Raw genomic sequence first — 25193 nt, 5'->3', positions numbered from 1 at the left:
CGATGCGACTTCTCGACCGCCCGCTCAAGTCCCTCGAAGAGCTCGGCGCCCAACTCTCCTTCTACGGCCGCTCGCTCGCCTGGACCGGCCGCACCCTGCGCCGCTACAAGAAGGAGATCCTGCGGCTGCTCGCCGAGGTGAGCTTCGGCCGTGGCGCGCTCGCCGTCGTGGGCGGCACGGTCGGCGTCATCGCCTTCCTGTCGTTCTTCACCGGCACGGAGGTGGGCCTGCAGGGGTACGCCGCGCTCAACCAGCTCGGCACGTCCAATTTCGTGGCGTTCCTCTCGGCGTACTTCAACACCCGGGAGATCGCCCCGCTGGTGGCCGGGCTCGCCCTGTCCGCCACGGTCGGCGCCGGGTTCACGGCACAGCTCGGCGCGATGCGGATCAGCGAGGAGACCGACGCGCTCGAAGTCATGGGCGTCCCCTCGCTGCCGTTCCTGGTGACCACCCGAATGATCGCCGGCTTCGTCGCGGTGATCCCGCTGTACGTGGTCGGGCTGCTGTCCTCGTACTTCGCCGCCCGCACCATCACCACCGGCTACTACGGGCAGTCCGCGGGCACCTACGACCACTACTTCCAGCAGTACCTGCCGCCGGTCGACGTGCTGTGGTCCTTCGGGAAGGTGCTCGTCTTCGCCGTCCTGATCATCCTGGTGCACTGCTTCTACGGCTACTACGCGAGCGGCGGCCCGGCGGGCGTCGGCGTCGCCGTGGGCCGCGCCGTGCGCACCTCGATCGTCGCGATCAACGTCCTGGACTTCTTCCTGTCGCTCGCGATCTGGGGCGCCAACACGACCGTGCGGATTGCGGGGTGAGCCGTATGAGAGTGCTGAGACTGCGGTTGTACGGCCTGGTGTTCCTCGCCGTGCTCGGCCTGCTGCTGTCCCTGTCCGTCGCCGTGTACCAGCAGGTGTTCACCTCGGCCGTACGGATCAGGCTGGAGGCCGACAGCCTCGGCAACCAGCTCGATCCGCGGGCCGACGTCAAGCTGCGCGGGCTGCTGGTCGGCGAGGTGCGCGCGGTGCACGCCGACGGGACGAAGGCGACGCTCGACATCGCGCTGAAGCCGGAGTACGTCGCGCACATCCCGTCCGACGTGCACGCACGCCTGCTGCCCAAGACGCTGTTCGGCGAGAAGTACGTCGATCTGGTCGCGCCCGCGCACTCCGCGCACTCGTCGGGTCGCCCCATCCGCGCCGGGGACGTCATCACCCAGGACCGCACCCGTGTCGGCATCGAGCTCCAGCAGTTGATGAACGACCTGCTGCCGCTGCTGCGGACCGTGCAGCCCGGCAAGCTCGACGCCACGCTCTCCGCGTTCGCCACCGCCCTCGAAGGGCGCGGCGACCGGATCGGCGACAACCTCACGCGCGTGGAGGACTATCTACACCGCCTCAATCCCCACCTGCCGTCCCTCACCGAGGACTTCGCACGCCTGGCCGACGTCGCCGAGGTGTACGGCGACGCGGCTCCCGACCTGATGGAGATCCTGCGCAACACCGTCACCACCAGCCGCACCGTCGTCCAGCAGCGGGACCGGCTCGCGTCCGCGCTCACCACGACGGCCACCGCCGCGGGCACCGCGGACGACTTCCTCGGCGCGAACGGCGACCGGCTGATCACCCTGGGCCGGATCTCCCGCCCCACGCTCGACCTCTTCGCCCGCTACTCGCCCGAGTACCCCTGTCTCCTCGCCGGCCTGGTCCGTGAGGAGCGTGCCTCCGAGCAGGCGTTCCGCGGCGGCAAGATGCACATCACGCTCGAGGTCGTGCGCCAGCAGGGGGCGTACGAACCCGGTGAGTACCCCCGCTACGGCGAACGGTCCGGGCCCAACTGCCGCGACCTGCCCCATCCGCCGGTGCCCGCACCCGGGGTCCACCTCAACGACGGTTCGAAGAAGGGGAGGCCGTCCGGCCCGGCCGGCGTGTCCGCCACCCGGGCCGAGCAGCGCGCAGTCGGCTCACTCGTGGCACCCGTCATGGGCGTGCCCGCCGACCAGGTGCCGCCGGTGGCGACCCTGCTGTTCGGGCCGATGGCGCGCGGGACGGCTGTGAGCGTCGCATGAGGAACACAGGAGCCCGACAGGCCGCCGCACCGCTGATCAAGTTCAGCCTCTTCGCCCTGGTGACGATCCTGGCGACGGCCCTGCTCGCCGCCACCATCGTCAACATCTCCCTCACCCCCGAGCACACGTACCGCGCGGTGTTCAGCGATGTCACCGGCCTGGAGCAGGGCGACGACATCCGGGTGGCCGGGGTACGCGTCGGCGAGGTCGAGGGCATCAGCATCAAGGACCGGACGCTGGCGCAGGTCACCTTCACGGTCAGCGCGGACCGTCCGCTGCTCAGCAGCACCGGCGCGGTCGTCCGCTACCGGAACCTGGTCGGACAGCGCTATGTCGCCCTGACCGAGGGCGCGGGAGACGGCACCCGGCTGAAGCCCGGCGCCACGATCCCGCTGTCGCGCACGCAGCCCGCGCTGGACCTCAACGCACTGCTGAACGGCTTCAAGCCACTGTTCGCCGCGCTCAGCCCGCAAGACGTCAACCAGCTCGCCACCGAGATCATCCGGACACTCCAGGGCGAGGGCGGCACCGTGAACAGCCTGCTGGTGCACACGGCTTCGCTCACCACGACCCTGGCAAGCCGCGACAAGCTGATCGGCTCGGTGATCGACAACCTCAACACCGTGCTGGGGACGCTGGACGAGCGCGGCACCCGCTTCTCCGGGCTGCTCAAGCAGTTGCGCCGGCTGATCTCGGGCCTGTCCGCCGACCGCAAGCCCATCGGGCAGTCGCTGGTGAGCATCGGCGACCTGACGGACGCCACCTCGGGGCTGCTCACGGACGCGCGTCCACCGTTGAAGGACGACATCGCCGAGCTGACCGAACTGACCGGAACGCTCAACAAGAACGAGAAGACCGTGGAGGGCGTGCTGAAGCGGCTGCCGAACAAGCTGGACGAGCTGACGGGGACCGCGTCCTACGGCTCGTGGTTCAACTTCTACCTCTGCGACTTCGACGGCCGGGTCGTGCTGCCGAAGACACAGCAGGTGCTCACACCGGAGCTGCACGTGGCCAGGGCGAGGTGCGGCGCATGATGAAGCGTTCCCGCAAGCCCCGCCCGGAGCCGTTGGTCAAGGTCCGCGTCGACCCACCCAAGCTCCCGAACATACGGCTGCCCCGCATACGGATACGCCGCCCGCGCCTGACCCCGTTCCGCGAGCGGAACCCGGTGGTGATCGGAGCGGTCGGCCTCACCGTCCTCGGGCTGCTGGCCGTGGCCGCGTTCAACGCCGACAGCCTGCCGCTGATCGGCGACGGCGAGACGTACAGCGCGGCCTTCTCGGAGGCGGGCGGCCTCAAGCCCGGCGACGAGGTGCGGATCGCCGGGGTCAAGGTCGGCAAGGTCGAGGACGTCGATCTGGACGGTGACCACGTCAAGATCACCTTCAAGATCAAGGGCGACCCGGAGTTCGGCACCCAGACCGGCGCATCGATCCGGGTCAAGACCATCCTCGGCGCGAAGTACCTCGCGCTGCAGCCCAAGGGACCGGGGCAGCTGACGTCCGGCAGCGAGATACCGCTGAAGCGGACGGTTCCGGCGTACGACGTCGTACAGGCGTTCAGCGATCTCACCACGACGACCGAGGACGTCGACACCGACCGGCTCGCGAAGGCCCTGGACACCATCTCCACCACCTTCCAGGACTCGCCCGCAGAGGTAAGGGCGTCCATCGAGGGCCTGTCGAAGATCTCCCGGACCGTGGCTTCGCGCGACAAGGCGCTGAGCGAACTCCTGGACCACGCGAACGGCGTCACGGGCGTACTGGCCGACCACTCCAAGGACTTCTCCGCACTGGTCAAGGACGGCGACAAGCTGTTCAAGGAGATCAGCAGGCGGCGCGAAGCGATCCACAAGCTGCTGAAGAGCTCCGCAACGCTCGGCATCGAGCTCTCCGGCCTCGTCGACGACAACGACAAGGAGATCGGGCCCGCGCTCAAGGGCCTGGACCGCGTGGTGCGGATGCTCGAACGCAATGAGTCCAGCCTCGACCGGAGCGTCGAGCTGCTCGCGCCCTACGTACGGGTCTTCACCAACGCCCTCGGCAACGGCCGCTGGTTCGACAGCTATGTCCAGAACCTGGTCGCCGCTCCGGTGGAACCGCGTTCAGGAGGCTCGCAGTGAGGAACCCGAAGAGGCGCCTGGCCCTGCTCACCGCACTCGCCCTGGTCGCCGCGCTCACTTACGTGCTGTGGCCGCGCTCCGAGTCCGTGCGTATCACCGCGTACTTCCCACGCACCGTCGGCATCTACCCCGGCTCGGACGTCCGCGTCCTCGGCGTCCGGATCGGCGAGGTCAAGGGGATCACGCCGCAGGGCGACCGGGTGCGCGTGGAGCTGGAGTACGACGCGGGCCGCAAGGTCCCGGCCGACGCCAAGGCCGCGATCATCAACTCCTCGGTGGTCAGCGACCGTTACGTACAACTGCTGCCGGTCTACCGGGGTGGTCCGGCGATGCGCGACGGCGCCGTCATCCCCGAGCGGCGCACGGCCGTACCGGTCGAACTGGACCGCGTCTTCGACAGTCTGCACACGACGGCCGAGGCGCTCGGCCCCCAGGGCGCCAACAAGGACGGCTCGCTGTCGCGGCTGCTCGGGGTGAGCGCGGACAACCTCCACGGCCAGGGCAAGAACCTCAACCAGACGGTCGAGGACCTCTCGCAGGCGGTCACCACGCTGTCCGACGGCCGCACGGACCTCTTCGGCACGGTCCGGAACCTGCAGGTGTTCACGGCGGCGCTGGCCGCCGACGACACGAGCGTGCGGTCGTTCAACACCAGCCTCGCCGACGTCGCCGGTCAGCTCGCGGGTGAGCGCGAGGACCTCGCGGCGGCGCTTCGGAACCTGGCGGCGGCGCTCGGCGACGTGTCCCACTTCGTGAAGGAGAACAAGAAGTCTCTGACCTCGAACGTGAAGGGTCTGAGCAAGGTGACCAAGGTGCTCGTCACCCAACGGGCCGCGCTGGAGGAGCTGTTGAGAGTCGCACCCACGGGTCTGTCGAACCTGAACAACGCCTACAACCCGTCCGCGGGCACCCTCGACACCCGCAACAACGCCCGGCAGGCACAGGATCCGGCCTCGCTGCTGTGCTCCGTACTGAGGACGACCGGCGACGAAGGCGGCAAGAACCCCGACTGCAAGGAGCTCAAGGAGCTCTTCGACTCCCTGCCGAAGGTGCCTCAGGGCTCCGCGGCGACCGGCACCACCGACCGCACCCTCGGCGGAATCCTGGGGGCCGACGCATGAGCGCACGACGCGTGAGCGCCCTGCGCAAGGGCGGGGCGGTCGCCTGGGCGGCCGTCGGCTCGCTGCTGCTGACCGGCTGCGAGTTCAACGGCTGGTACGACGTCCAGCTGCCCGGCGGTGCCGCCGCGGACGGCCACGCCTACCACGTCACCGTCGAGTTCCGCGACGTACTCGACCTGGTGCCGCAGTCGGCGGTGAAGGTGAACAACGTCACCGTGGGCGCGGTCGAGAAGGTGCGGCTGAACGGCTGGCACGCACGCGTACGGCTGCGGGTCGCCGACTCGGTGAAGCTGCCCTCCAACGCGGTCGCCGAGCTGCGCCAGACCAGCGTGCTCGGCGAGAAGTACGTGGCGCTCTCCGCCCCGCCCGGCACCGCGCCGGTGGGCCGGCTCGGCGACGGCGACCGCATCCCGCTGTCCCGCAGCGGCCGCAACCCGGAGATCGAGGAGGTGCTGTCCGCGCTGTCCGCACTGCTCAACGGCGGCGGAGTGGCCCAACTCAAGACGATCACCGTGGAGCTGAACAAGGCCCTGAACGGCCGGGAGAACCGGGTCAGGTCGCTGCTCAAGGAGCTGAACACGTTCGTCGGCGGCCTGGACGACCAGCGCGCGGACATCGTCCGTGCCCTCAAGGCCGTCGACGCGCTCGCCGAGCGGCTCGGGAAGGAGAGGAAGACGATCGCCGAGGCCGTCGACACGATGCCGCCCGCCCTGAAGGTCCTCGCCGACCAGCGGCGCGATCTGACGAAGATGCTCACCGCCCTGGCGAAGCTGGGCAGGACGGGCACCAGGGTGGTCACGGCCTCGCACGACGACACGGTCGCGAACCTCAGGCGACTGCGGCCGGTCCTGCAGCAACTGAACAAGGCGGGCGCCGATCTGCCCAACTCTCTTGAACTGCTGACCACTTACCCGTTCCCGCGCAACGCGGCGGACGCAGTCAAGGGCGACTACGTCAACCTCGACATGACCGCCGACCTCGACCTGTCGGACGTCTACGAGAACCTGACGGGCGGGTCCGGCAAGTCCGGCAACGGCAACGGCGACTCCAAGGAACCCGGGACCCCCGACGTACCCGGTCTTCCGGACCTGCCGGCCGTCCCGACACCCACCGCGCTGCCCAGCGCCCCGAGTGTGCCGTCCCCCTCGGTCCCCTCGGTTCCGTCGGCCCCGCAGGGCGGCGGCGGTCCGCTGTGCCCGCCGGTGTGCACCAGCAGCTACACCACCCGAGGAGAGCTGCCCGAGGGGATCGACCTCGCGCTCGCGGAGCTGATGCTGAAGGGGGTTCAGCCGTGATCACACGTACGGTCAAAGTCCAGTTGCTCGCCTTCGCCGTCGTCACCGCCGTCGGGGTGTCGTACGTCGGCGCCGAGTACACCGGACTGGTGGACGACGTCCTGGGCCACGGTTACACCGTGCGGGCGGACTTCGCCGACTCCGGGGGAATCTTCCCCGGTGCCGAGGTCACCTACCGCGGGGTGCCGGTGGGCCGCGTCGGCGCGCTGCGGCTGACCGGCTCCGACGGGGTCTCGGTCTCCCTCGACATCAAGGACGGCGCACCGCACATCCCGGCGGACACGCTCGCCGTGGTGGCGAACCGTTCGGCGGTGGGCGAGCAGTACGTCGATCTGCAGCCGCGTACTTCCCACGGCCCGTATCTGTTCGACGGCAGCTCCATCCCACGCGGCAGAACCCGCGTGCCGCTGCCCACGACGGACCTGGTTCTCAGCCTGGACCGGCTGGTGAACTCGGTCGGCAAGGACGATCTGCGGGTCACCGTCGACGAGTTGGGCAAGGCCTTCTCCGGCACCGGACCGAACCTGAGCCGGCTGGTGGACTCGGGCAACGCGCTCGTCGAGTCCGCGTCCGACTCACTGCCCCAGACGATCTCACTCATCGAGGACTCGCGGAAGGTCCTCAAGACGCAGGCCGACCAGGGCTCGTCCATCAAGTCGTTCGCGCACGATCTGGCGGCGCTCTCCGCGCAGCTGAAGTCGAGCGACGGGGACCTGCGCAAGCTGATCGGCAACGCCACGCCGGCCGCGCAACAGGTGAACTCGCTGCTGAAGTCCACCGGACCACGGCTGTCGGTCCTGCTGGCCAACCTCATCAGCGGCGGCCAGGTCACACTGGCGCACCTGCCCGGCGTGGAGCAGGCCCTGGTCACCTTCCCGGCAGTGGTCGCAGGCAGCTACACGGTCGTTCCGGGCGACGGCACCACCCACTTCGGCCTGGTGGTGAACGCCGACGACCCGCCGCCGTGCACCCAGGGATACGGAACGACATGGCGCGACCCCGCGGACACCAGCACGCGCAGGGCGAACACCGACGCGCGCTGCACGGCCCCGCGCGGAAGCAAGACGTCGGTGCGGGGCGCCCAGAACGCCCCCGGCGCGTCCGCCACTTCCGGCGGAACGAACCAGACGGCGTACGTCACCCCGTACGACCCGGAGACCGGCACTGCCACCGGCCCGGACGGAAGGCCCGTCGAGATCGGCTCGATGGGCGGCCAGCAGGCCGTGTTCGGAAAGGAGTCGTGGCAATGGCTGCTCGTTGGACCGATGGCATGAACAGGACCCTGACGGGCAAGGCGTGGTCGGTGGGGCTCGTCGTGGCGACCGTCCTCACCATCGCCCTGACGATCTGGCTGAGCGTTGAGCGCTACGACCAACGCGAGGCGGAGCAGCAGCGCCAGGACATCCTGGCCGCGAGCCGCCAGTCGACGCTGAACTTCACCTCGCTCGACTACCGGCACTACGACCGGGACAGCGCGAACGTCCTCAAGGACGCCACCGGCGACTTCAAGAAGCAGTTCGCCGCGCAGACCGGGCAGTTGACCAGGCTCGTCGCCGAGAACAAGTCCGTGTCCGAGGGCCAGGTCCTCGAAGCGGGCATCGTCCGGTCCGACGAGCACTCGGCCCGCGTCCTGGTGGTCGCCGACAGCAAGGTGACCAACACCGCCGCGCCCGAGGGCGAGGCCCGTACCTATCGGCTGCAGCTCGACCTGGTGCACCGGGGCGGCCGCTGGCTGACCTCCGACGTCGAGTTCGTCGGCTGACCGCACCTCCCCGCCGTACCACCAGAGGAGTAAGACCGTGGCGAAGACGACCACCCGAGGCAGCGGCTCCGGACCCGGCACCCGGCGCACCATGACCGCGGCTGCCCGCGCGGCGGCCAAGCGCGCGGAGCGCGGCCACCGCGAGCCGGGCCCGGCGGCCACCGACGAGGAGGCCCCGGGGCGGCCCGAGGCGCCGGCCCCCGGACGCACCGTGCTCGTCGAGGCCGCGGACGAGGACGGCTGGGAAGACCCGCCCGAGCCCTCGCCGGAGTCCTTCGGGGAGCACCCGCCGCAGGAGGAGGACGAGCCCGGCCCCGGTACGGCGACGCGGCGCGGTCCGCTGCGGCGACTCAACGCGGTCCTGTGCGTCCTGCTCGCCGCGGGCCTGGTCGCGGTCGGCTTGCTCGGGTGGCGCTATCGGGAGGACGTGCGGGCCGAACAGGCCCGGGTGCAGGCGCTCACGGCCGCGCGGCAGGCGGCGCCCGTCGTGCTGTCGTACGACTACCGGCATCTGGACCGCGACTTCGCCGCGGCCCGCGCCCGGCTCACCGGGCACTTCCGCGACACATACCGGAAGACCACCACGACGGTGGTCGGGCCGACGGCCAGGAAGTACCACGGGGTGGTGAAAGCGACGGTGGCGCAGCCCACCGGCGGCTCCCCTGCAGCCTCCGTGGTGTCGTCCTCGGCGGACCGGGCCGTGATCCTCCTCTTCGTCAACCAGGTGACCAAGAGCACTCAGGTCTCAGGCTCCCGGGTGGACCTGAACCGGGTGCGGATGACGCTGACCCGTACAGCCGACGGCTGGAAGGTGAGCGCCATCGACGCGCTCTGACCCGCACGGACACAAGGTCGTTGAGTGCGGAGTCCGAGGCGGTCAGTACGCGCGTCAGCCGGGCGGCGAGGCTCATCGGCCACTCCTATGGACCCTACGGGCAGACGAGTCGGGCTGTACGCCGGGTTCTGTCGCCCGGTCGCCTCGCGGCGGCCGGGGAGACGGCCATCCATCTAGGACCGGCGTTGCCGCCGGTCTCGTGCGGTCTACCCGGGGACTCGGGCGGGCAGCCCTCGAACGTCCCCGCAGGGTCACCATTACGGTGGCCCCTTTTGACCTTGCTCCGGGTGGGGTTTACCTAGCTGCTCAGGTCGCCCTGGGCACTGGTGGTCTCTTACACCACCGTTTCACCCTTACCCGGTGCCGAAGCACCGGGCGGTTTGTTTTCTGTGGCACTTTCCCGCGGGTCACCCCGGGTGGCCGTTAGCCATCACCCTGCCCTGTGGAGCCCGGACGTTCCTCGGGAAGCCCCCTGAGGGACTTCACGCGGCCGTCCGCCCGGCTCGTCTGCCGTGTCGACCATGTTACCGGGCGCACGCCTCGCCTCTGCCCGGCCGGGGTCCCGCCCGCGGCCTCGCCCCCAGGGTGACTCGACGCCGGGCGGGCGGCGGTCGCCAGTACCGAACCCGCCAGGATCAGGGTGAAGGCCGCGACGATGGCCGCCGTCAGGGGCTCGGACAGGAAGATCGCGCCCGCTGCCACCGCCACCGCCGGATTGACGTAGGTGAACACCGTCGACCTCGTCGGACCGGCCTCCTTGATCAGCTCCAGGAAGGCCACGAAGGCGACCGCGGTGCAGAGCACGCCCAGGGTGGCCAGCGCGGTCAGGACCGAGGGGGAGGGCATCGCCGACGGCCAGGTCATCGCCGCCGCCGGGGCGTAGACCAGGGCCGCGAGGGCCAGGCAGGGGGCGATGAGCTGGAGGGTCGGGACGTCCTTCAGGTAGCGCGCGGCGATCAGCGGGGCCGTCGCGTAGCCGATCACCGTCACCAGGACCTCGGCCAGGGAGCGGGCGTCCCCGCCGGTCAGGTGCGGGACCGTGAGGACTCCGACGCCGGCCAGGCCCAGGCCGAGCCCGACGACGCGCCGCACTCCCAGCCTCTCCGTCTCGCCGAAGAAGCGGGCCAGGGCCACTCCTACGATCGGGACGCCCGCGATCAGCAGGCCCGCTGTCGAGCTGGACAGGTGGCGTTCCGCGTCGGTCAGGGTCCACCACGGGCCGATGATCTCGATGCACGCGAAGGCCAGCATCGGGCGCCAGTGGGTTCGAACGGCGGCAGGCAGGCCGCCCTGCCGTATCGCGAAGGGCAGGAGCAGGGCCGCGCCCAGCGCGCAGCGCGTGAACACCACCATCGACGGGGACAGTGGGGCATCCACCGCCACCTTGATCAGCAGGTAGGGGATGCCCCAGACCACTCCCATCAGGGAGAACAGGAACCAGCCGCGTGCAGTCATGCGGCTATGTTCGCCACGTCAGCGGCGGCCGTCTTGAACGCTGTTGCGGTACGCCGCCGGGGTGACCCCGAGGACCCGCCGGAACCAGCGGGTCAGGTGCGCCTGGTCGGCGAAGCCCACCAGGCCCGCGACCTCGGCCGGCTTGAGTCCGGATTCCAGTAGTCCGCGGGCCCGGTGCACCCGGTGCTGCGCCAGCCAGGCGTACGGGGGTATCCCCATCGTCGTACGGAAGGCTCGGAGGAGTTGGTAGCGGGACAGGCCCAAAGCAGTCGCCAGTTCGGCGAGGGAGGGGGGCTCCAGGAGGTCGTCGGCCAGACGGTCCCGTACCGCGTGGGCGATGTGGGCGGCGCCCGGCACCATGTCGTTCGTCGCGCGGGCCGTGGAGTGGCGGCGGGCGAGGGCCGTCAGCAGCCACGGGAGGCGGGACTCCGTCTCCAGCGGGTCGGGGCAGGCGCTCAGTTCGGTGTGGGCGCGGCTGAGGGCTGTGGCGAGTTCGGGGTCGTCGAGGAGGGGCTCGGGGAAGTACGGGAGACCGCCGCCGAGGGTGCCTTCGGTGAGGAGGGAAGGGTCGGGGTACAGGGCGCGGTAGGCGTAGCCGCCGTCGGAGGCTGCGGGGCGGCCGGTGTGCATTTCGCCGGGGGCCAGGACGACGATGGAACCCGGGCCTGGACGGAGGTGGTCGCCTCGGTAGTCGATGACCTCGGAGCCGCCGACGCAGATGCCGATGCTGAACTGCTCGTGCGTGTGCGAGGCGTAGACGTGGCGGTCGAAGCGGGCGGTCAGGAGGTCGAGCGGGGGGCCGCAGCGGCCCAGCCGTGCCCTGGTCCACAGTGCCTGTTCCGCCACGGTCCGTCCCCCTGTCCGTCTTGCTCAGAGGGTGCAACGCCGTGGCGGTCAGAGAAAGTCCGCAGTCTCCAGGTCGAAGGCGAACGGGTCGGGGAGAGAGATCGGCTTGCCGAACGAACGGGTGCAGTGTTCCCGGTAATCGTCCTTCTCCGGAACGCTGAACAGGGTGAGCGACGAGGCCTCGCGGTCTACGAGGAGGTAGAGCGGGATGCCGCCGCGGGCGTAGCAACGCCGTTTCGCCTCGCGGTCCGCCTCGGGTTTGGTCGACGTCACCTCCAGGACCATGGCGACTCCGTCGCAGGGCATCCAGGAGTCGGCACCCCGGTAAAGCCGCCGCTCAGCAGGGGCGAACGTGCCGTCCGGGATCACGTGATTCTTCGGGCAGCCGCCTCCGCTTCGCAGCTTGAGCCCCTTGTTGCCGGAGAATTGCATATCCGTCTGGGCTCGTCTGATCACCTGGTTCACGATCAGCCCGATGCAGTCCTCGTGATCTCCATCCGGCGGCGGCGTCACAACGATCTCCCCCTCGATCAGTTCAGCCCGGAAGCCCTCCGGGGTGTCGAGGGCCAGGAAGATCTCCAGCAGTCCCTCAGCCGGCGTGAGCGGCTCATGGGCCACGGCACTCATGTCACGCCCCTCCTTCTGTCGCTCACCAGGTTGGGACATCGAAGATCACCTGTCCGTGCGATCGGGAACCGTTCCCTCGATCGTGGCACACGACCGGTGCCTGAACACGCGATCAGGCAGGCGCGAAACGCACCTTCGCAGCCATCGGAGACGTCCCCGCAGACGCCCCAGGACCAGGATCCGGCCCCACGACCCGCACCCGCAGCCGCTCCCCCAGCACCAGCCCCTCCCCGTCGATCCGGCCGATGACCGCCGGGGACTCCAACTGCACGGTGCCCACGTCCGGACGGCGCTCCTCCACCTCCACGACGCAGCCGTCGAACACCTCCCCCACCCGGTCCTTCAGCAGCGCCGCCTCGACGAGGTCGACGCAGGCCCGTTCGACCGCGCCCGCGCGTCGGCCGCCCTCGGACATCTCCCCCGGCAAGGCGTCCAGCGCGGCCCCCACCCACTCCGGCACCGGCTCCCCCGCCACCGCCGCCAGGCAGATCTCCGACGCGTACCGGTCGGCGAGGCGCCGCAGCGGGGCCGTGCAGTGGGCGTACGGGGCGGCCACCGCCGCGTGGGTGGTGATGTCCGGCAGGACGCCGTCCCGGAAGACCGTGTAACCCGCGCCCCGCAGCAGCGTCGTGCACTCCTGGAGGAAGGCCGCGTGGTGGGGGATCCAGGGGTCCAGGGAACGGATCAGCGCCGCGTACGACACATGGTGCGGCCAGTCGATGTGCAGGGCGTGCGCGGTGCGGCGCAGGCGGCCCACCGCGCCGTCGGGGGCGGCGGGGAGCGTCCGGAGGACCCCTGTGCCGTACGCCAGCATCAGGTCCGCCGCCGCCATGCCTGTGAGCAGGGAGATCTGGGCGTTCCAGCCGTCGGCGGGCACCCCGGCGCGGTACGTCAGCTCGTACGTGCCGTCCCTCTCGACGATCTCCTGTTCGGGGACCCGCAAGGAGATGCCGCCGCGCTCGGCCTCCAGCCGCTCCCGCAGCTCGCCGACTACACGGAGCAGCGCGAGCGGCTCCTCCGCCGTCCCCGAGTCGATCGCCCGCTGCACGCCCTCGTAGTCGAGCTTGGCCCGGCTGCGGACCAGGGCCCGGCGGACCTCGGCCGCGGTGGTACGGCCTTCCGCGTCGAGGTCGATCGTCCACAGGGCGGCCGGGCGGACCTGGTCCGGGAGCAGGCTCGCGGCGCCCTCGCTCAACACCGGCGGATGGAGCGGCACGCGGGTGTCCGGGAAGTACAGGGTCATCGCCCGCCGGTGCGTCTCCGCATCGAGAAAGCCGCCCGGTACGACGAAGGCGGCGACGTCGGCGATGGCGTACCGGAGGCGGTAGCCGGTGCCGTGTCGGGAGAGGTGCATCGCCTGGTCGAGGTCGGTGGAGGCGGGCGGGTCGATGGTGAAGAGAGGGACGTCGGTGGCGTCGTCGTACCCCTTCAGTACAGGCACGCCTTCCGCCTCCGCCGTCGCCTCGGGCGGGAAGTCCGCGGGCACGCCGAGTTCGGTGCGCAGGGCGGCGAATGCGGTCCGCAGGGGGACGTCGGTCACACGTATGCGGCGGCGGGGCATACAGCGAGGGTAAGCAGATCGGGCCCCGTACGCTGTCCGGAGCTCAACAGAAGGAGATGTTCCGTGCTGGTCCTGCTGCCTCCCTCCGAAGGCAAGGCGTCCTCCGGTCGTGGCGCCCCGCTGAAGCTGGAGTCGCTGTCGCTGCCGGGGCTCAACGAGAGCCGGGAGGCCGTCCTCGACGCGCTCGTCGAGCTGTGTGCCGCGGACGAGGAGAAGGCGCGCGAGGTGCTCGGGTTGAGCGAGGGGCTGCGGGGCGAGGTCGCGAAGAACGTCGAGCTGAGGACGGCGGGGGCGCGGCCCGCCGGGGAGATCTACACCGGTGTGCTCTACGACGCCCTCGACCTGGCCTCCCTGGACGCGGCCGCGAAGAGGCGGGCTGCCCGCTCGCTGCTCGTGTTCTCCGGCCTTTGGGGCGCTGTCCGGGTGACCGACCGGATTCCGTCGTACCGGTGCTCGATGGGGGTGAAGCTGCCGGGACTCGGGGCGCTGGGCGCGCACTGGAAGACACCGATGGCCTCCGTCCTGACCGAGACCGCCGGGAGCGGGCTCGTCCTCGATCTGCGGTCCTCCGCCTACGCGGCCGCGTGGAAGCCGAAGGGTGAGGTCGCGGGGCGGACCGCCACCGTGCGGGTGCTGCACGCGCCGACCCGGAAGGTCGTCAGCCACTTCAACAAGGCGACGAAGGGGCGGATGGTGCGCAGTCTGCTGTCGGCGGGCGTCTCCCCGAAGGGCCCGGCCGAGCTGGTGGAGGCGCTGCGGGAGCTCGGGTACGTGGTGGAGGCGACGGCGCCCGTCAAGGCGGGGCAGGCGTGGGCCCTGGACGTGCTGGTGGACGAGATCCACTGACCTGCCATTGCAGGATATGCAACGACCTTTGCGCACGGTGCATCGCTTCGACAGGATGAGGCCATGGCCTCCTCGCATGCCTCCCATGCCTCCCATGCCTCGCTGCTCGACCTCGCGCCCGTCGTCCCCGTCGTCGTCATCGCGGACGTCTCCGACGCCGTACCGCTCGCCCGGGCGCTGGTCGCCGGAGGGCTCCCCGCGATCGAGGTGACGTTGCGGACGCGCGTCGCGCTGGACGCCGTCCGGGCGATCGCGGAGGAGGTGCCGGACGCGGTGGTGGGTGCGGGCACCGTCCTCACGCCGGACCAGGTTCACGACTCGGTGGCCTCCGGCGCGCGCTTTCTCGTCAGTCCGGGCTGGACAGACGTACTCCTGGAGGCGATGCGGGGGTCCGGGGTGCCGTTCCTGCCGGGGGTGTCGACGACCTCGGAGGTCGTGGCGCTGCTGGAGCGGGGGGTGACGGAGATGAAGTTCTTCCCGGCGGAGGCCGCGGGCGGTACGGCGTATCTGAAGTCGCTCTCCGGGCCGTTGCCGCAGGCGCGGTTCTGTCCGACGGGAGGGATCGGGGCCGCGAACGCCCCCGAGTACCTTTCCCTGCCCAACGTCGGCTGTGTGGGCGGCACTTGGATGCTGCCCGCGGACGCGATCGCCGCGCGGGACTGGGCGCGGGTCGAGAAGCTGGCCCGGGAGGCTTCCCGGCTAGGGCCGCAGGTGTGACGTGTCGTTGAGGAGCCGCACGCTCGCGTTGCCGTCGGCGTAGTACGCGACCGCCGAGATCGAGGCCGCCGAGAGTTCCATGCGGAACAGGGACTCGGGCGGGGCGCCGAGGGCGAGGCGTACGAACGTCTTGATCGGCGTGACGTGGGTGACCAGCAGGACCGTGCGGCCCGCGTACGCCGCGACGAGCCTGTCCCTCGTCGCCGCGATCCGGGTCGCCGTGGCCGCGAAGCTCTCGCCGCCGCCGGTGGGTTCGGCCTCCGGGTCGGACAGCCAGGTGGTGAGGTCGTCCGGGTAGCGCTCGCGCACCTCGCCGAAGGTGAGGCCCTCCCAGGCGCCGAAGTCGGTCTCGATCAGGCCGTCCTCGACGGTGACCTCGATACCGAGCCGGTCGGCCACGGCGGCGGCGGTCTCCCTCGTACGGGTCAGCGGCGAGGCGAGGATGTGCTGGATCGTGCCCCGCTCGGCCAGGGCTTCGGCGGCCCTCCTGGCCTGTTCCCTGCCGATGTCGGAGAGTGCGGGATCGGTGCCGCCGCTTCCCGAGAACCGCTTCTGGGGGGTCAGGGGTGTCTCCCCGTGCCGCAGGAGCACGAAGACGGCGGGCGCGCCCATGTCGGCCGGGGCCCAACCGGGGCTCGCCACGGCCTTGGCGGCACGTACGTCGGCCTCGTCCTTGGGGGCACGCACGTCAGCCACGGCCTCAGCAGAGGACAGCTTCCGTACCGAACTCGCCGACGCCCCCGAATCCATCGCCTCGTTCGCCAGCCGGTCCGCGTGCTTGTTCTGCTCGCGCGGGATCCACTCGTACGTGACCTGCCCGGGCGGGTAGACCCGCCCCGCTTCCCTCGCCAGCGGCTTCATGTCGGGGTGCTTGATCTTCCAGCGCCCCGACATCTGCTCGACGACGAGCTTGGAGTCCATGCGGACGTGCACGGAGGCGGACGGGTCCAGGTCGTGCGCGGCGCGCAGGCCCGCCAGCAGCCCCCGGTACTCGGCGACGTTGTTGGTGACGACGCCGAGGTACTCGTACGTCTCGACCAGCGTCTCCCCCGTCGCCGCGTCCAGCACCACGGAGCCGTAGCCGGCCGGCCCGGGGTTGCCCCGCGAACCGCCGTCGGCCTCGACGATGAACTCCCGCACGCCCGACGCCCCTTACAGGCCGGACTCGGACGTGCGCACCAGGATGCGGCGGCAGTTCTCGCAGCGCACCACGGTGTCGGGCGCGGCCGCGCGGATCTCGTTGATGTCGGTGATGGCGAGCTCCTGGCGGCAGCCCTGGCAGGTGCGCTGGTACAGCTTGGCCGCGCCGATGCCGCCCTGCTGCTCGCGGAGCTTGTCGTACAGCTTGAGGAGGTCGGCGGGGACGGAACCGGAGATGACCTCGCGCTCCTTGGTCACCGAGGCGATCTCGCCGTCCAGCGCCTCGAGGGCGGCGTCCCGGCGGGCGGTCGCATCCTCGATCTTCGACTGGACGGAGGTGACGCGCCCGGTCAGCTCCGCCACCCGCTCCTGCGCGGACTCCAGACGCTCCATGACCTCCAGGACGACGTCCTCCAGGTCGCCCTGGCGCTTGGCGAGGGAGGTGATCTCGCGCTGGAGGTTCTCCAGGTCCTTGGGGGAGGTCACGGCGCCGGAGTCCAGGCGCTGCTGGTCGCGGGCGGAGCGCTGGCGCACCTGGTCCACGTCCTGCTCGGCCTTGGTCTGCTCGCGGGCGGTGTCGCTCTCCTCGGTCTGGGCGGCAACGAGCAGGTCGCGCAGTTGGGTGGCGTCCTTGGTGAGCGACTCGATCTCGGCGTGCTCGGGCAGCGACCTGCGCTTGTGGGTGAGCTGCTGGAGGCGGACGTCGAGGTCCTGGACGTCGAGGAGTCGGATCTGGTCGGCGGGCGCGGCGTTCAGTTGGGGGCTCCAGGTGAAGGGGAGTGGCTGGTCCAGGGGTCGGTGACCGTCTTGGAGACGTGCACGCGCAGGTTCCAGCCGTGGCGGTCGGAGATCTCGTCGAGCTGGGCGGCGGCCAGCTCGCACCAGGGCCACTCGGTGGCCCAGTGCGCCGCGTCGAGCAGCGCGAGAGGACTGTGGGCACGGGCCTCTGACACCGGGTGGTGGCGCAGGTCCGCGGTGAGGAAGGCGTCGACACCGGCCGCGCGGACCTGGTCGAAGAGGCTGTCGCCGGAGCCGCCGCTGACGGCGACCGTGCGGACGGTGGCCTCGGGGTCGCCCGCCACGCGGATGCCCTGCGCGGTGGCGGGCAGGCGGGCGGCGGCTCGCGCGGCGAGTTCGCGGACCGTGGTCGGGGGGTCGAGCTCACACACGCGCCCCAGGCCCCGGCGTCCGGACGGATCCGTCGGGTCCGGCACCAGCGGCCGTACGACCCGGAGGTCGAGGGCGCCCGCGAGCGCGTCGGAGACGCCCGGGTCGGCGGTGTCCGCGTTGGTGTGGGCCACGTGCAGGGCGATGTCGTTCTTGATCAACGTATGCACGACCCGGCCCTTGAAGTGCGAGGCCGCCACGGTCGTCGTACCGCGCAGGTAGAGGGGGTGGTGGGTGACCAGCAGGTCCGCGCCCAGCTGTACCGCCTCGTCGACGATCTCCTGGACCGGGTCGACGGCGAAGAGGACCCGCGTGACCTCCTGGTCGGGTTCGCCCACGACGGTGCCGACCGCGTCCCAGGACTCGGCCCGCTCGGCGGGCCACAGGTTCTCCAGCGCGGCGATGACTTCAGACAGACGGGGCACGGGGAAAGGCTACCTGCCTGGTCTCTCCCTCTGAACCTGAGCCGCCCACCGCCGTCCCGGTCAGCACAGTCGCCCCGTTTTCCTCAGGCGAATCGTTCCTGTGCCACCCCTTTGTGTGAAGCGGGAGCCGGCCCGTCCCACATCTGGGCGCGCGAAAACTACTTTCGTCACTGGAGGTGACCGGACGATGACGGCCTGTGCCATCGAACCCGCGGCGGCGAACGAGGAGAACGGGGGCGGGGAGACCTCGACGACGGAGGGCGCGATCACCGAGGAAGGGGGGCCGCCGCGGACGGGGCCCGCGATCAGCGAGTACGGCGAGGCCCCGCGGACGGAGTGCGTGATCACCGTCGACGGCTCCTACGCGGCCCGCCTCGCCCGGGACGGCGACTCCTGGTTCCCGGAGCGCTGGACTCTGGACGGTCCCGAGCCCTATGCGGTGCCGCTGCCCGGCAACCAGCCCGAGGAGCCCGGCACCGAGGTGCAGCCGATGGGCGACGGGCGCGTTCTGATCAGGCGGTTCACCGACGGGCGGCACGTCTTCCGGCTGCTCTACCCGACCGGGCCGCAGACGGGCGAACTGCCGCTGGGCGCGGTCGAGTGCCCGGCGGACGGGACGGTTCTGCGACTGCTGCCACCGGCGCCGGGCGGCGAGAAGGCGTACGCCCTCGCCGTGGGCCCGCGCTCCAGTGCCGTGTGGCTGGTGGCGGGCGGTGCCTTCGGGCCGGAGCACCTCGCGGAGATCCCGGGGCGCTGCTCGGGCGGGGTGTGGCTGGACCGGACCGGGCGGATGCTGGCCCTGGACCGGGAGACTGGGGGGCGGACCAAGGCGGTCGTGGTCGATCTGCAGCGGGGCGGGGAGGTGTCGCCGCTGCTGCAGATCACCGACGGCAGCGACGACCGACTGCTGCTGGCCGCCCCGGACAGCGGGCTGCTGCTCATCTCCTCGGACGCGCCCTCGCCGGGGCGCGCACGGCTGGGCTGGGGGGTGCTGGGCAGCACGCTGCCGGTGCGTTTCCCGGAGTGCCTGCGGGTCCCGGACTGCGCGGTGACGCCGTTCGCGATCCAGCCGGGGCAGGTGCTGATGCCGGAGGGCTGCGGGGTGGCGCTGCGCGTCGACGGCCCGATGGGCAGCTGGCTGGGCGTGTGGCGGCCCGCCGCCCGACAGATCCTCCATCTCCGGGCGCCCGAGGGGTGGTTGACGGGTGCCGGGCTGTGGACCGAGAACGGGGAGCTGCTCCTGCCGTACGCCACCGCGGACGCGCCGTGCGGGGTGGCGCGGTGGGCGGCGGCCTCGGGGAACGGGGCCCTCGGCGGGGAGGCGGAGGGGCCGGGGGGAACGGGGGCTACGGGGGCGGGGGATGCGGGCCCGGAGGGTCCGGAAGGCGGCGGCGGTACGGTCGCGCAGTCGCCCGAACCGGACCCTCCGGAGCCCGTCGTGGCACGCCCTGTGCCCTTGCAGCAGGCCCCGTTGGGCAATCTTGTAACGAAGTAGTGCCGGTTGGCCCGGCCGCCTGGATTCGCCCTGTGGTGTGCCGGTTAAACTCCCCCCGCTGTAAGAAAGATCATGTTGACGGGGTGAATTACTTCCATGAGCGACGCCAGCACGAAGCAGTCGACTGCCGACGTCCAGGAGCGCACGGGCCACGGTAAGCACCGGGGTCCGGTCTCGGTCCAGGACAGCGACACGGCCCCGCGTGGCCGTCACCGCAAGTCGGTCGAGCAGACCGAGGCCGCGGCCTGAGCGCAGACGACGACACACGGCCCCGCCCTTACTGCAAGGGGTGGGGCCGTTTCGTCTCTACTCCCTTTTGAGGCCCAGCACTTCGGCCGCAGCGAACGTCTCCCCGGCCGGCCGCCGCGCGTAGTGCGGGGTGAGCAGCGCGTCCAGTTCGTCGTAGGTGAACGTGTCCTGCTTGCTGTCGAACTTGGCCTGTACCCGCGGTCGTTCGACGATGGCGACCATCCCTCCGTGTAAGACCATCAGCTGGCCGTTGACGCGCTCGGCGGCCGGTGAGGCCAAGTAGCCGACGAGCGGAGCGACATGCTCGGGGGCGAGGGGGTCGAGTCCCGACTCGGGCTGCTCGAACCCCGCTCCCGAGAAGACGTCCTCGGTCATCCGGGTGCGGGCGCGCGGGCAGATGGCGTTCGCGGTGACGCCGTACTTGGCGAGCGCGAGGGCCGTGGAGGTGGTGAGTCCGACGATCCCGCCCTTGGCGGCCGCGTAGTTGGGCTGTCCGGCGGACCCGGCGAGGAACGCCTCCGAGGAGGTGTTCACGATACGGCCGTACACCGGCCCGCCCGCCGCCTTGGCTCGCTCGCGCCAGTGCGCGGCCGCGAACCGGGTGGTGTTGAAGTGGCCCTTGAGGTGGACCCGGATCACGGCGTCCCACTCGCCCTCGGTCATGGAGAAGACCATGCGGTCGCGCAGGATGCCCGCGTTGTTGACGAGGATGTCGAGCTTGCCGTACTCGGCGATCGCCAACCCGACCAGTTCTCCCGCCTGTCGGTGGTCCCCCACGTCCCCGATGTGGGCGACGGCCTGTCCGCCCTCGGCCCGGATCTCCTCGGCGACCTGTTCGGCGGGGCCCGCGTCGGCCTCGCCGGAGCCGTCCCGGCCGGGCTGCCCGTAGTCGTTGACGACCACGGCGGCGCCGAGCCGGGCCAGCTCCAGTGCCTCGGCCCGGCCCAGTCCCCGGCCGGCGCCGGTGACGATCGCCGCGAGCCCCTCGAGTGGCTGTGGCACGGTCATTGCGGCCCCTCAGATCTCGATGCAGGTGCGGAGTGAGGCCCCGGTGCGCATCTGGTCGAGCGCCTCGTTGATCTCGCTCAGCGGCACCCGGTGGGTGATCAGGCCGTCCAGGTCGACGCGGCCGGCCCGCCACAGGGCGATGGTCCGCTCGTAGGAGCGCAGGACGTCCCCGCCGCCGTACATGGAGGGCAGGATGCGCTTCTCGTCGAAGAACAGCTCGAACATGTTGAGCTGGAGGAAGTCGTCCATGGCGCCCGCGCCGACGACCACGAGGGTGCCGCCGCGCCGGGTGTTCTCGTAGGCCGTGCGGGCGGTCGCCGACCTGCCGACGACCTCGAAGACGTAGTCGAAGCCCTCGCCGGCGGTGACCTGCTGCTTGGCGTCGGCGAGTTCGTCCGGGGAGACGGCCCGGGTGGCGCCGAACTTCAGCGCGGCCTCGCGGCGCGAGGCGACCGGGTCGACGGCGACGATCTCGGCGGCGCCCTTCAGCCGCGCGCCCTGGATGGCGGAGATGCCGACCCCGCCGCAGCCGATGACGGCGACCGACGAACCGGCCTCCACGTCCGCCGTGTTGAGCGCGGCACCGAGTCCGGTGGTGACCCCGCAGCCGATCAGTGCCGCGATGTCGAAGGGCACGTCGTCGGGTATCGGCACCGCGCAGCCCGCGTCGACGACGACCTCCTCGGCGAAGGTGCCGGTGCCCGCGAAGCCGAAGACATCACCGCCGGGGCGCCGGAAGTTGGGGGTGCCCGCGTTCATGAACCCGGCCAGGCACAGCTCGGTCTGGCCGCGCTTGCACGCGGGACAGGCTCCGCAGGCGGGCAGCCAGCAGACGACGACCCGGTCGCCCACCTTCAAGTGGCTGACGCCCTCCCCGACTTCGAGGACCTCGCCCGCTCCCTCGTGCCCGGGGACGAAGGGCGCCGGCTGCGGCAGGACCCCGCCCATCGCGGACAGGTCCGAGTGGCACAACCCCGTGGCCCGCACCCGGATCCTGACCCTGCCGGGCCCGAAGCCCACCGCCTCGACGTCGTCGTGGACTTCGAGCTTTTCCTGGCCGATCTCGTGCAGTACGGCTGCGCGCATGGTGCGGCTCCCCTCGTACGGCGTTCTGGGTTCAGGAGTGTTCGACGACGGTGTCGGCGAGGACGGGCGCGTCGTCGCGTTCCACGGCACTGACGGCGACCCTGGTGGACTCCGGCCTGTGCCACATACGGATCCGCAGGGTCTCCCCCGGGTACACGACTCCGGCGAACCGGGTGCCGTACGACCGCACCCGGGTCACGTCCCCGCCGAGCAGCGTGTCGACGACCGCCTTGAGCGTCATGCCGTAGGTGCACAGCCCGTGCAGGATGGGCCGTTCGAACCCGGCGACCTTGGCGAACTCCGGGTCGGCGTGCAGCGGGTTCCAGTCGCCGGAGAGGCGGTAGAGGAGGGCCTGGTCCTCGCGGATGGGCCGCTCCACGGTCCGGTCGGGTTCACCGGTGGGGGGTTCGAGGCGGGCGGAGGGGCCCCGGTCGCCACCCCAGCCGCCCTCTCCCCGTACGAAGATCTGGGCGTCGTTGGTCCACAACGGGCCCTCAGGGTCCGCGACTTCGGTGCGCATGACCAGGACGGCCGCCTTGCCCTTGTCGTACACGGCGGCGATGCGGTGGGTGGCGGTCGCGGTGCCCTGGGCGGGGAGGGGGCGGTGGTTGACCAGTGACTGGCCGCCGTGCAGGACCTTGGCGAGATCGACGTCGACGCCGGGCATGGACAAGCCGCTGATCACTCCCGGCGATCCCGAGCCCGCCACCGTGGCGAAGCTCGGCAGGACGTGCAACCGGGACTCGAGGGTGTAGCGCAGTTCGTCGGGGTCGGTGGCGGGAACGCCCGCTCCGATGCCGAGGTGGTAGAGCTGGACGTCCTTGGAGTTCCAGGAGATCTCGCCGGTCCGGGGTTCGGCGGCGAGGGCCTTGGCTGCGTCGATGGGCATACGGCTCCTGACAGGGGCTCGGTCAAGACCTCGGTACGGCCGTCCGCACCGTCGGCCGCACCGAGGTCGTCGCGGGCCGATCTAGAACGCGTTCCAGTCCGGCGACCTCTGTATAGCCGAGCGCACCGCAGTTGTGAAGGCTCCTGACGGCGTGTCAGGTGAGTCGTCAGGAGCGGTCTCGCCCGGGTTCCGGCACCGTGACATTTGTACTGCCCAAGTCCGTACACGCACATCTGCCGGGCGGGGTCCGCGAGACGTAGCGTCGCCGGTATGACAACAGGGGACAAGCTCTCGTGCCGCGTGGACGAGATCCGCGAGGGGGTCCGCGAGGCGCGGAAGCACCAGCGGTACTACAAGGCGAACAAGAAGCGCCTCAACGCCGAGTACAAGGCCGCGGAGAAGGCCGGGGAGGTCCACACGAAGGCGGGCCTGGGCAGCGGGTTCGGTCTGCTGCCGTGGCTGCTGTTGGGGATGGGCGCCTTCTCCGACCTCTTCCAGGGCGAGGCCTCCAACCCGTGGATCGGCGGCCTGGGGCTGCTCACGTTCAACTCGCTCTACATCTACGTCGCCTTCCGCGCCTTCCACAAGCAGACCCGGGACGCGGTCTCCACTCGGGTGGCCCTGGTGCTGATGGGACTGGTCACCTGCGGTCTGGCGATGGGATACGGCGGCAACTGGCTGCTGTTCTTCCCCTTGTTCGGGCTCGCGACGGGCGCGGTCGTGCGGCTGCCTCACCTGCGGTGGGTGGGCGCGGTGGTGACCGTGGTCGCCGGCGCGGCCTCCGTCTTCCGCGACGGCTGGGGCGGACTCGACACCGCGTACGCCACCTGGATCTCCACGATGGTCACGGCCGCGATCATGTCCCTCTCGGAGGCGGTACGGCAGCTGCGGGAGGCCCGCGAGGAACTGGCCCGGCGTGCGGTCGAGGAGGAGCGGATGCGGTTCTCCCGCGATCTGCACGACCTGCTCGGGCACACGCTGTCGGTGATCGTGGTGAAGTCGGAAGCGGCCCGGCGCCTCGCCCCCCGCGATCTGGACGCGGCGCTCGTCCAGGTCTCCGACATCGAGTCGGTGGGCCGCCAGGCACTCACCGAGATCCGCGAGGCGGTGACCGGCTACCGCGAGGGCAGCCTCAGCACGGACCTCGACCGGGCCGCCTCGGCCCTGCGCGCCGCGGGCATCGAGCCGGTCGTCCACCGTTCCGGCCACCCGCTCGCCGCCCAGACCGAGGCCCTGCTGGGCTGGGTGGTCCGCGAGGCGGTCACCAACGCGGTGCGGCACAGCGGGGCGGAGCGCTGCGAGATCTCCGTGCAGGGCTCGGCGGAACGGGTACGGCTGCGGATCTGGGACGACGGCCGGGGGACGGCGGCGGGCACGGCGCCGACCCTGGGTGAGTGCGGGGGTGAGAACGCCGGCACGGTGTCCATCCCGGTCGTCGGCGGCACCGGTCTCAAGGGGCTCGCCGAGCGGCTGGCCGCGGCCGGCGGGTCGTTGGAGGCAGGTCCGGGGCCACGGGGTGGATTCGTGGTGCGGGCCGAGCTGCCGGTCGAGTCGGTGGCGCCGAAGCCGTCCGGGGAGCCGACGGGGGCGGTGCGCGCGGCCCGGATCGGCGAGGTGGCGGGGTGACGCCGTACAGGTCCGTCCCCTCTTCGGTTCTCAAGGATGCGGCGGAGGCCGCGGCGCGGGAGCAGGAGACGAGCGGCGCGGCGGGCGGCTCGGGCAGCGGCCCGTTGGCAATGAGGACGGTGAGCCGCGCGCTCCGGCGCAACGACGTCGCACCCCCACCGCTCCCCCCGACGCGCCCTACTCTTGGGCCGTGAACGAGATGCCCCGGGAGCACCGGGCCGCCAAGTCCATCCGTGTGCTGCTCGCCGAGGACCAGGGCATGATGCGCGGGGCGCTCGCGCTGCTGCTCGGGATGGAGCCGGACATCGAGGTCGTGGCCCAGGTCGCGGCCGGGGACGCGATCGTGGACGCGGCGCTCGTCCACCGCCCCGACGTGGCGCTGCTCGACATCGAGCTGCCGGGCATGAGCGGTCTGGACGCCGCCGCCGAACTGCGCGACCAGGCGCCGGACTGCCGGGTGCTGATCCTGACCACCTTCGGACGACCCGGTTACCTCCGCCGGGCCATGGAGGCGGGTGCCGCCGGTTTCCTCGTCAAGGACGGTCCCGTGGAGGAGCTGGCGGTCTCGATCCGCCGGGTGCTGACCGGCGAGACCGTGATCGACCCCACCCTCGCCGCGGCCGCCCTGAGCGCCGGCCCGAACCCCCTCACCGCCCGCGAGTGCGATGTCCTCAAGGCGTCCACGGACGGCGCGACGGTCGCCGACATCGCCGGCAGGCTCCACCTCTCCGAGTCCACCGTCCGCAACTACCTCTCCTCCGCCATCGGCAAGACGGGCACCCGCAACCGGATGGAGGCGGTACGGGCGGCCCGGCAGCAGGGGTGGCTTTGAATTAACGCACCCCGATCCCAC

The 25193-nt window shown here is 71.3% G+C and carries 24 protein-coding genes, 1 other RNA gene and 1 pseudogene; 15 read left to right on the top strand and 11 right to left on the bottom strand.

Annotated elements, in window-relative coordinates; genetic code table 11:
• The first annotated feature begins 2 nt into the window (after positions 1–2).
• The 9 genes from ABZT06_RS10315 (at position 3) to ABZT06_RS10275 (ending at position 9203) form a co-directional block, all read left to right on the top strand.
• Positions 3–818: an ABC transporter permease gene (locus tag ABZT06_RS10315; protein WP_355737773.1), complete on the top strand. Its 816-nt coding sequence runs from the start codon at positions 3–5 to the stop codon at positions 816–818.
• 5 nt (positions 819–823) lie between these two features.
• Positions 824–2068, top strand: coding sequence for an MCE family protein (locus ABZT06_RS10310; protein WP_355737771.1), 1245 nt, complete (start codon positions 824–826; stop codon positions 2066–2068).
• Positions 2065–3102, top strand: coding sequence for an MlaD family protein (locus ABZT06_RS10305; RefSeq protein ID WP_355737768.1), 1038 nt, complete (start codon positions 2065–2067; stop codon positions 3100–3102). The genes ABZT06_RS10310 and ABZT06_RS10305 overlap by 4 nt, the downstream gene beginning before the upstream one ends.
• Positions 3103–3209: 107 nt before the next feature.
• Entirely contained in the window at positions 3210–4190 is a 981-nt protein-coding gene (locus ABZT06_RS10300; protein ID WP_355738284.1) for an MCE family protein, read from the top strand.
• Positions 4187–5311, top strand: coding sequence for an MCE family protein (locus ABZT06_RS10295; RefSeq protein ID WP_355737765.1), 1125 nt, complete (start codon positions 4187–4189; stop codon positions 5309–5311). The genes ABZT06_RS10300 and ABZT06_RS10295 overlap by 4 nt, the downstream gene beginning before the upstream one ends.
• Before the next feature lie 11 nt (positions 5312–5322).
• Entirely contained in the window at positions 5323–6606 is a 1284-nt protein-coding gene (locus ABZT06_RS10290; protein WP_355738281.1) for an MCE family protein, read from the top strand.
• Positions 6603–7880, top strand: a complete 1278-nt coding sequence (locus ABZT06_RS10285) for an MlaD family protein (RefSeq protein ID WP_355737762.1) — start codon at positions 6603–6605, stop codon at positions 7878–7880. Before ABZT06_RS10290 ends, ABZT06_RS10285 begins: the two co-directional genes overlap by 4 nt.
• Positions 7877–8368, top strand: a complete 492-nt coding sequence (locus tag ABZT06_RS10280) for a hypothetical protein (RefSeq protein WP_355737759.1) — start codon at positions 7877–7879, stop codon at positions 8366–8368. Before ABZT06_RS10285 ends, ABZT06_RS10280 begins: the two co-directional genes overlap by 4 nt.
• A 37-nt stretch (positions 8369–8405) precedes the next feature.
• Positions 8406–9203, top strand: a complete 798-nt coding sequence (locus ABZT06_RS10275; RefSeq protein ID WP_355737756.1) for a hypothetical protein — start codon at positions 8406–8408, stop codon at positions 9201–9203.
• Positions 9204–9304: 101 nt separating this feature from the next.
• Here the strand turns inward: ABZT06_RS10275 and rnpB are convergent.
• The 5 genes and pseudogenes from rnpB to ABZT06_RS10250 all read right to left on the bottom strand — a co-directional run bounded on the left by rnpB (position 9305) and on the right by ABZT06_RS10250 (position 13692).
• Positions 9305–9709, bottom strand: an RNA gene (rnpB, locus tag ABZT06_RS10270) — RNase P RNA component class A.
• Positions 9710–9875: 166 nt separating this feature from the next.
• Positions 9876–10658 (bottom strand): annotated as a pseudogene (locus tag ABZT06_RS10265) (DMT family transporter); the annotation flags it as partial.
• An 18-nt stretch (positions 10659–10676) separates the two neighbouring features.
• Positions 10677–11504 (bottom strand): AraC family transcriptional regulator, encoded by an 828-nt coding sequence (locus ABZT06_RS10260; protein WP_355737753.1) that lies wholly within the window; start codon positions 11502–11504, stop codon positions 10677–10679.
• A gap of 48 nt (positions 11505–11552) precedes the next feature.
• Positions 11553–12131 carry a Uma2 family endonuclease gene (locus ABZT06_RS10255; protein ID WP_355737750.1) on the bottom strand — a complete coding sequence of 193 codons (579 nt, stop codon included), beginning with the start codon at positions 12129–12131 and terminating at the stop codon, positions 11553–11555.
• A 112-nt stretch (positions 12132–12243) separates the two neighbouring features.
• Entirely contained in the window at positions 12244–13692 is a 1449-nt protein-coding gene (locus tag ABZT06_RS10250) for an RNB domain-containing ribonuclease (RefSeq protein ID WP_355737747.1), read from the bottom strand.
• A 63-nt stretch (positions 13693–13755) separates the two neighbouring features.
• On the opposite strand from ABZT06_RS10250, the gene yaaA reads away from it, so the two are divergent.
• Positions 13756–14538, top strand: a complete 783-nt coding sequence (gene yaaA, locus ABZT06_RS10245; RefSeq protein ID WP_355737744.1) for a peroxide stress protein YaaA — start codon at positions 13756–13758, stop codon at positions 14536–14538.
• A gap of 63 nt (positions 14539–14601) precedes the next feature.
• Positions 14602–15255, top strand: coding sequence for a bifunctional 4-hydroxy-2-oxoglutarate aldolase/2-dehydro-3-deoxy-phosphogluconate aldolase (gene eda, locus ABZT06_RS10240; RefSeq protein WP_355737741.1), 654 nt, complete (start codon positions 14602–14604; stop codon positions 15253–15255).
• Here eda and ABZT06_RS10235 read toward each other — a convergent pair.
• Genes ABZT06_RS10235 through ABZT06_RS10225 form a run of 3 tightly spaced genes read right to left on the bottom strand, consistent with a single transcriptional unit; the run spans position 15238 to position 17987 of the window.
• The gene (locus ABZT06_RS10235) at positions 15238–16395 is read right to left on the bottom strand and encodes a bifunctional RNase H/acid phosphatase (protein WP_355737739.1); all 1158 of its coding nucleotides are present in this window, start codon (positions 16393–16395) and stop codon (positions 15238–15240) included. The two genes, eda and ABZT06_RS10235, sit on opposite strands and share 18 nt — an antisense overlap.
• A gap of 12 nt (positions 16396–16407) precedes the next feature.
• Entirely contained in the window at positions 16408–17151 is a 744-nt protein-coding gene (locus ABZT06_RS10230; protein WP_355738278.1) for a C4-type zinc ribbon domain-containing protein, read from the bottom strand.
• Positions 17148–17987, bottom strand: coding sequence for a Nif3-like dinuclear metal center hexameric protein (locus tag ABZT06_RS10225; RefSeq protein ID WP_355737736.1), 840 nt, complete (start codon positions 17985–17987; stop codon positions 17148–17150). The genes ABZT06_RS10230 and ABZT06_RS10225 overlap by 4 nt, the downstream gene beginning before the upstream one ends.
• Before the next feature lie 187 nt (positions 17988–18174).
• Here ABZT06_RS10225 and ABZT06_RS10220 point away from each other — a divergent pair, with 187 nt between their 5' ends.
• Both ABZT06_RS10220 and ABZT06_RS10215 read left to right on the top strand, forming a co-directional pair.
• Positions 18175–19482: a hypothetical protein gene (locus tag ABZT06_RS10220; protein WP_355737734.1), complete on the top strand. Its 1308-nt coding sequence runs from the start codon at positions 18175–18177 to the stop codon at positions 19480–19482.
• A 96-nt stretch (positions 19483–19578) separates the two neighbouring features.
• Positions 19579–19731 (top strand): hypothetical protein, encoded by a 153-nt coding sequence (locus ABZT06_RS10215; RefSeq protein WP_355737732.1) that lies wholly within the window; start codon positions 19579–19581, stop codon positions 19729–19731.
• 57 nt (positions 19732–19788) lie between these two features.
• On the opposite strand, the gene ABZT06_RS10210 is transcribed toward ABZT06_RS10215, so the two are convergent.
• Genes ABZT06_RS10210 through ABZT06_RS10200 form a run of 3 tightly spaced genes read right to left on the bottom strand, consistent with a single transcriptional unit; the run spans position 19789 to position 22714 of the window.
• Positions 19789–20739, bottom strand: coding sequence for a 3-oxoacyl-ACP reductase (locus ABZT06_RS10210; protein ID WP_355737729.1), 951 nt, complete (start codon positions 20737–20739; stop codon positions 19789–19791).
• A 9-nt stretch (positions 20740–20748) separates the two neighbouring features.
• Complete coding sequence (locus tag ABZT06_RS10205) at positions 20749–21825, bottom strand: Zn-dependent alcohol dehydrogenase (RefSeq protein WP_355737726.1); 1077 nt, start codon at positions 21823–21825, stop codon at positions 20749–20751.
• A 31-nt stretch (positions 21826–21856) separates the two neighbouring features.
• Positions 21857–22714, bottom strand: coding sequence for a MaoC/PaaZ C-terminal domain-containing protein (locus ABZT06_RS10200; RefSeq protein ID WP_355737723.1), 858 nt, complete (start codon positions 22712–22714; stop codon positions 21857–21859).
• A gap of 270 nt (positions 22715–22984) precedes the next feature.
• On the opposite strand from ABZT06_RS10200, the gene ABZT06_RS10195 reads away from it, so the two are divergent.
• Both ABZT06_RS10195 and ABZT06_RS10190 read left to right on the top strand, forming a co-directional pair.
• Entirely contained in the window at positions 22985–24340 is a 1356-nt protein-coding gene (locus ABZT06_RS10195) for a sensor histidine kinase (RefSeq protein WP_355737720.1), read from the top strand.
• Between the two features lie 199 nt (positions 24341–24539).
• Entirely contained in the window at positions 24540–25172 is a 633-nt protein-coding gene (locus ABZT06_RS10190) for a response regulator transcription factor (RefSeq protein WP_355738275.1), read from the top strand.
• The last annotated feature ends 21 nt before the right edge of the window (positions 25173–25193 follow it).

The sequence above is a fragment of the Streptomyces sp. NPDC005483 genome, assembly GCF_040606035.1.
Lineage (GTDB): Bacteria > Actinomycetota > Actinomycetes > Streptomycetales > Streptomycetaceae > Streptomyces.
Note: the sequence above shows the minus strand (reverse complement) of the source record. Positions and strands in the feature narration are given on the sequence as shown.

Coding starts and splice junctions, on each gene's coding strand:
- ABZT06_RS10315 (WP_355737773.1), top strand. CDS start 3: ATGCGACTTCTCGACCGCCCGCTCAAGTCCCTCGAAGAGCTCGGCGCC.
- ABZT06_RS10310 (WP_355737771.1), top strand. CDS start 824: ATGAGAGTGCTGAGACTGCGGTTGTACGGCCTGGTGTTCCTCGCCGTG.
- ABZT06_RS10305 (WP_355737768.1), top strand. CDS start 2,065: ATGAGGAACACAGGAGCCCGACAGGCCGCCGCACCGCTGATCAAGTTC.
- ABZT06_RS10280 (WP_355737759.1), top strand. CDS start 7,877: ATGAACAGGACCCTGACGGGCAAGGCGTGGTCGGTGGGGCTCGTCGTG.
- ABZT06_RS10255 (WP_355737750.1), bottom strand. CDS start 12,131: ATGAGTGCCGTGGCCCATGAGCCGCTCACGCCGGCTGAGGGACTGCTG.
- ABZT06_RS10250 (WP_355737747.1), bottom strand. CDS start 13,692: ATGCCCCGCCGCCGCATACGTGTGACCGACGTCCCCCTGCGGACCGCA.
- eda (WP_355737741.1), top strand. CDS start 14,602: ATGGCCTCCTCGCATGCCTCCCATGCCTCCCATGCCTCGCTGCTCGAC.
- ABZT06_RS10220 (WP_355737734.1), top strand. CDS start 18,175: ATGACGGCCTGTGCCATCGAACCCGCGGCGGCGAACGAGGAGAACGGG.
- ABZT06_RS10215 (WP_355737732.1), top strand. CDS start 19,579: ATGAGCGACGCCAGCACGAAGCAGTCGACTGCCGACGTCCAGGAGCGC.
- ABZT06_RS10210 (WP_355737729.1), bottom strand. CDS start 20,739: ATGACCGTGCCACAGCCACTCGAGGGGCTCGCGGCGATCGTCACCGGC.
- ABZT06_RS10205 (WP_355737726.1), bottom strand. CDS start 21,825: ATGCGCGCAGCCGTACTGCACGAGATCGGCCAGGAAAAGCTCGAAGTC.
- ABZT06_RS10200 (WP_355737723.1), bottom strand. CDS start 22,714: ATGCCCATCGACGCAGCCAAGGCCCTCGCCGCCGAACCCCGGACCGGC.
- ABZT06_RS10195 (WP_355737720.1), top strand. CDS start 22,985: ATGACAACAGGGGACAAGCTCTCGTGCCGCGTGGACGAGATCCGCGAG.
- ABZT06_RS10190 (WP_355738275.1), top strand. CDS start 24,540: ATGCCCCGGGAGCACCGGGCCGCCAAGTCCATCCGTGTGCTGCTCGCC.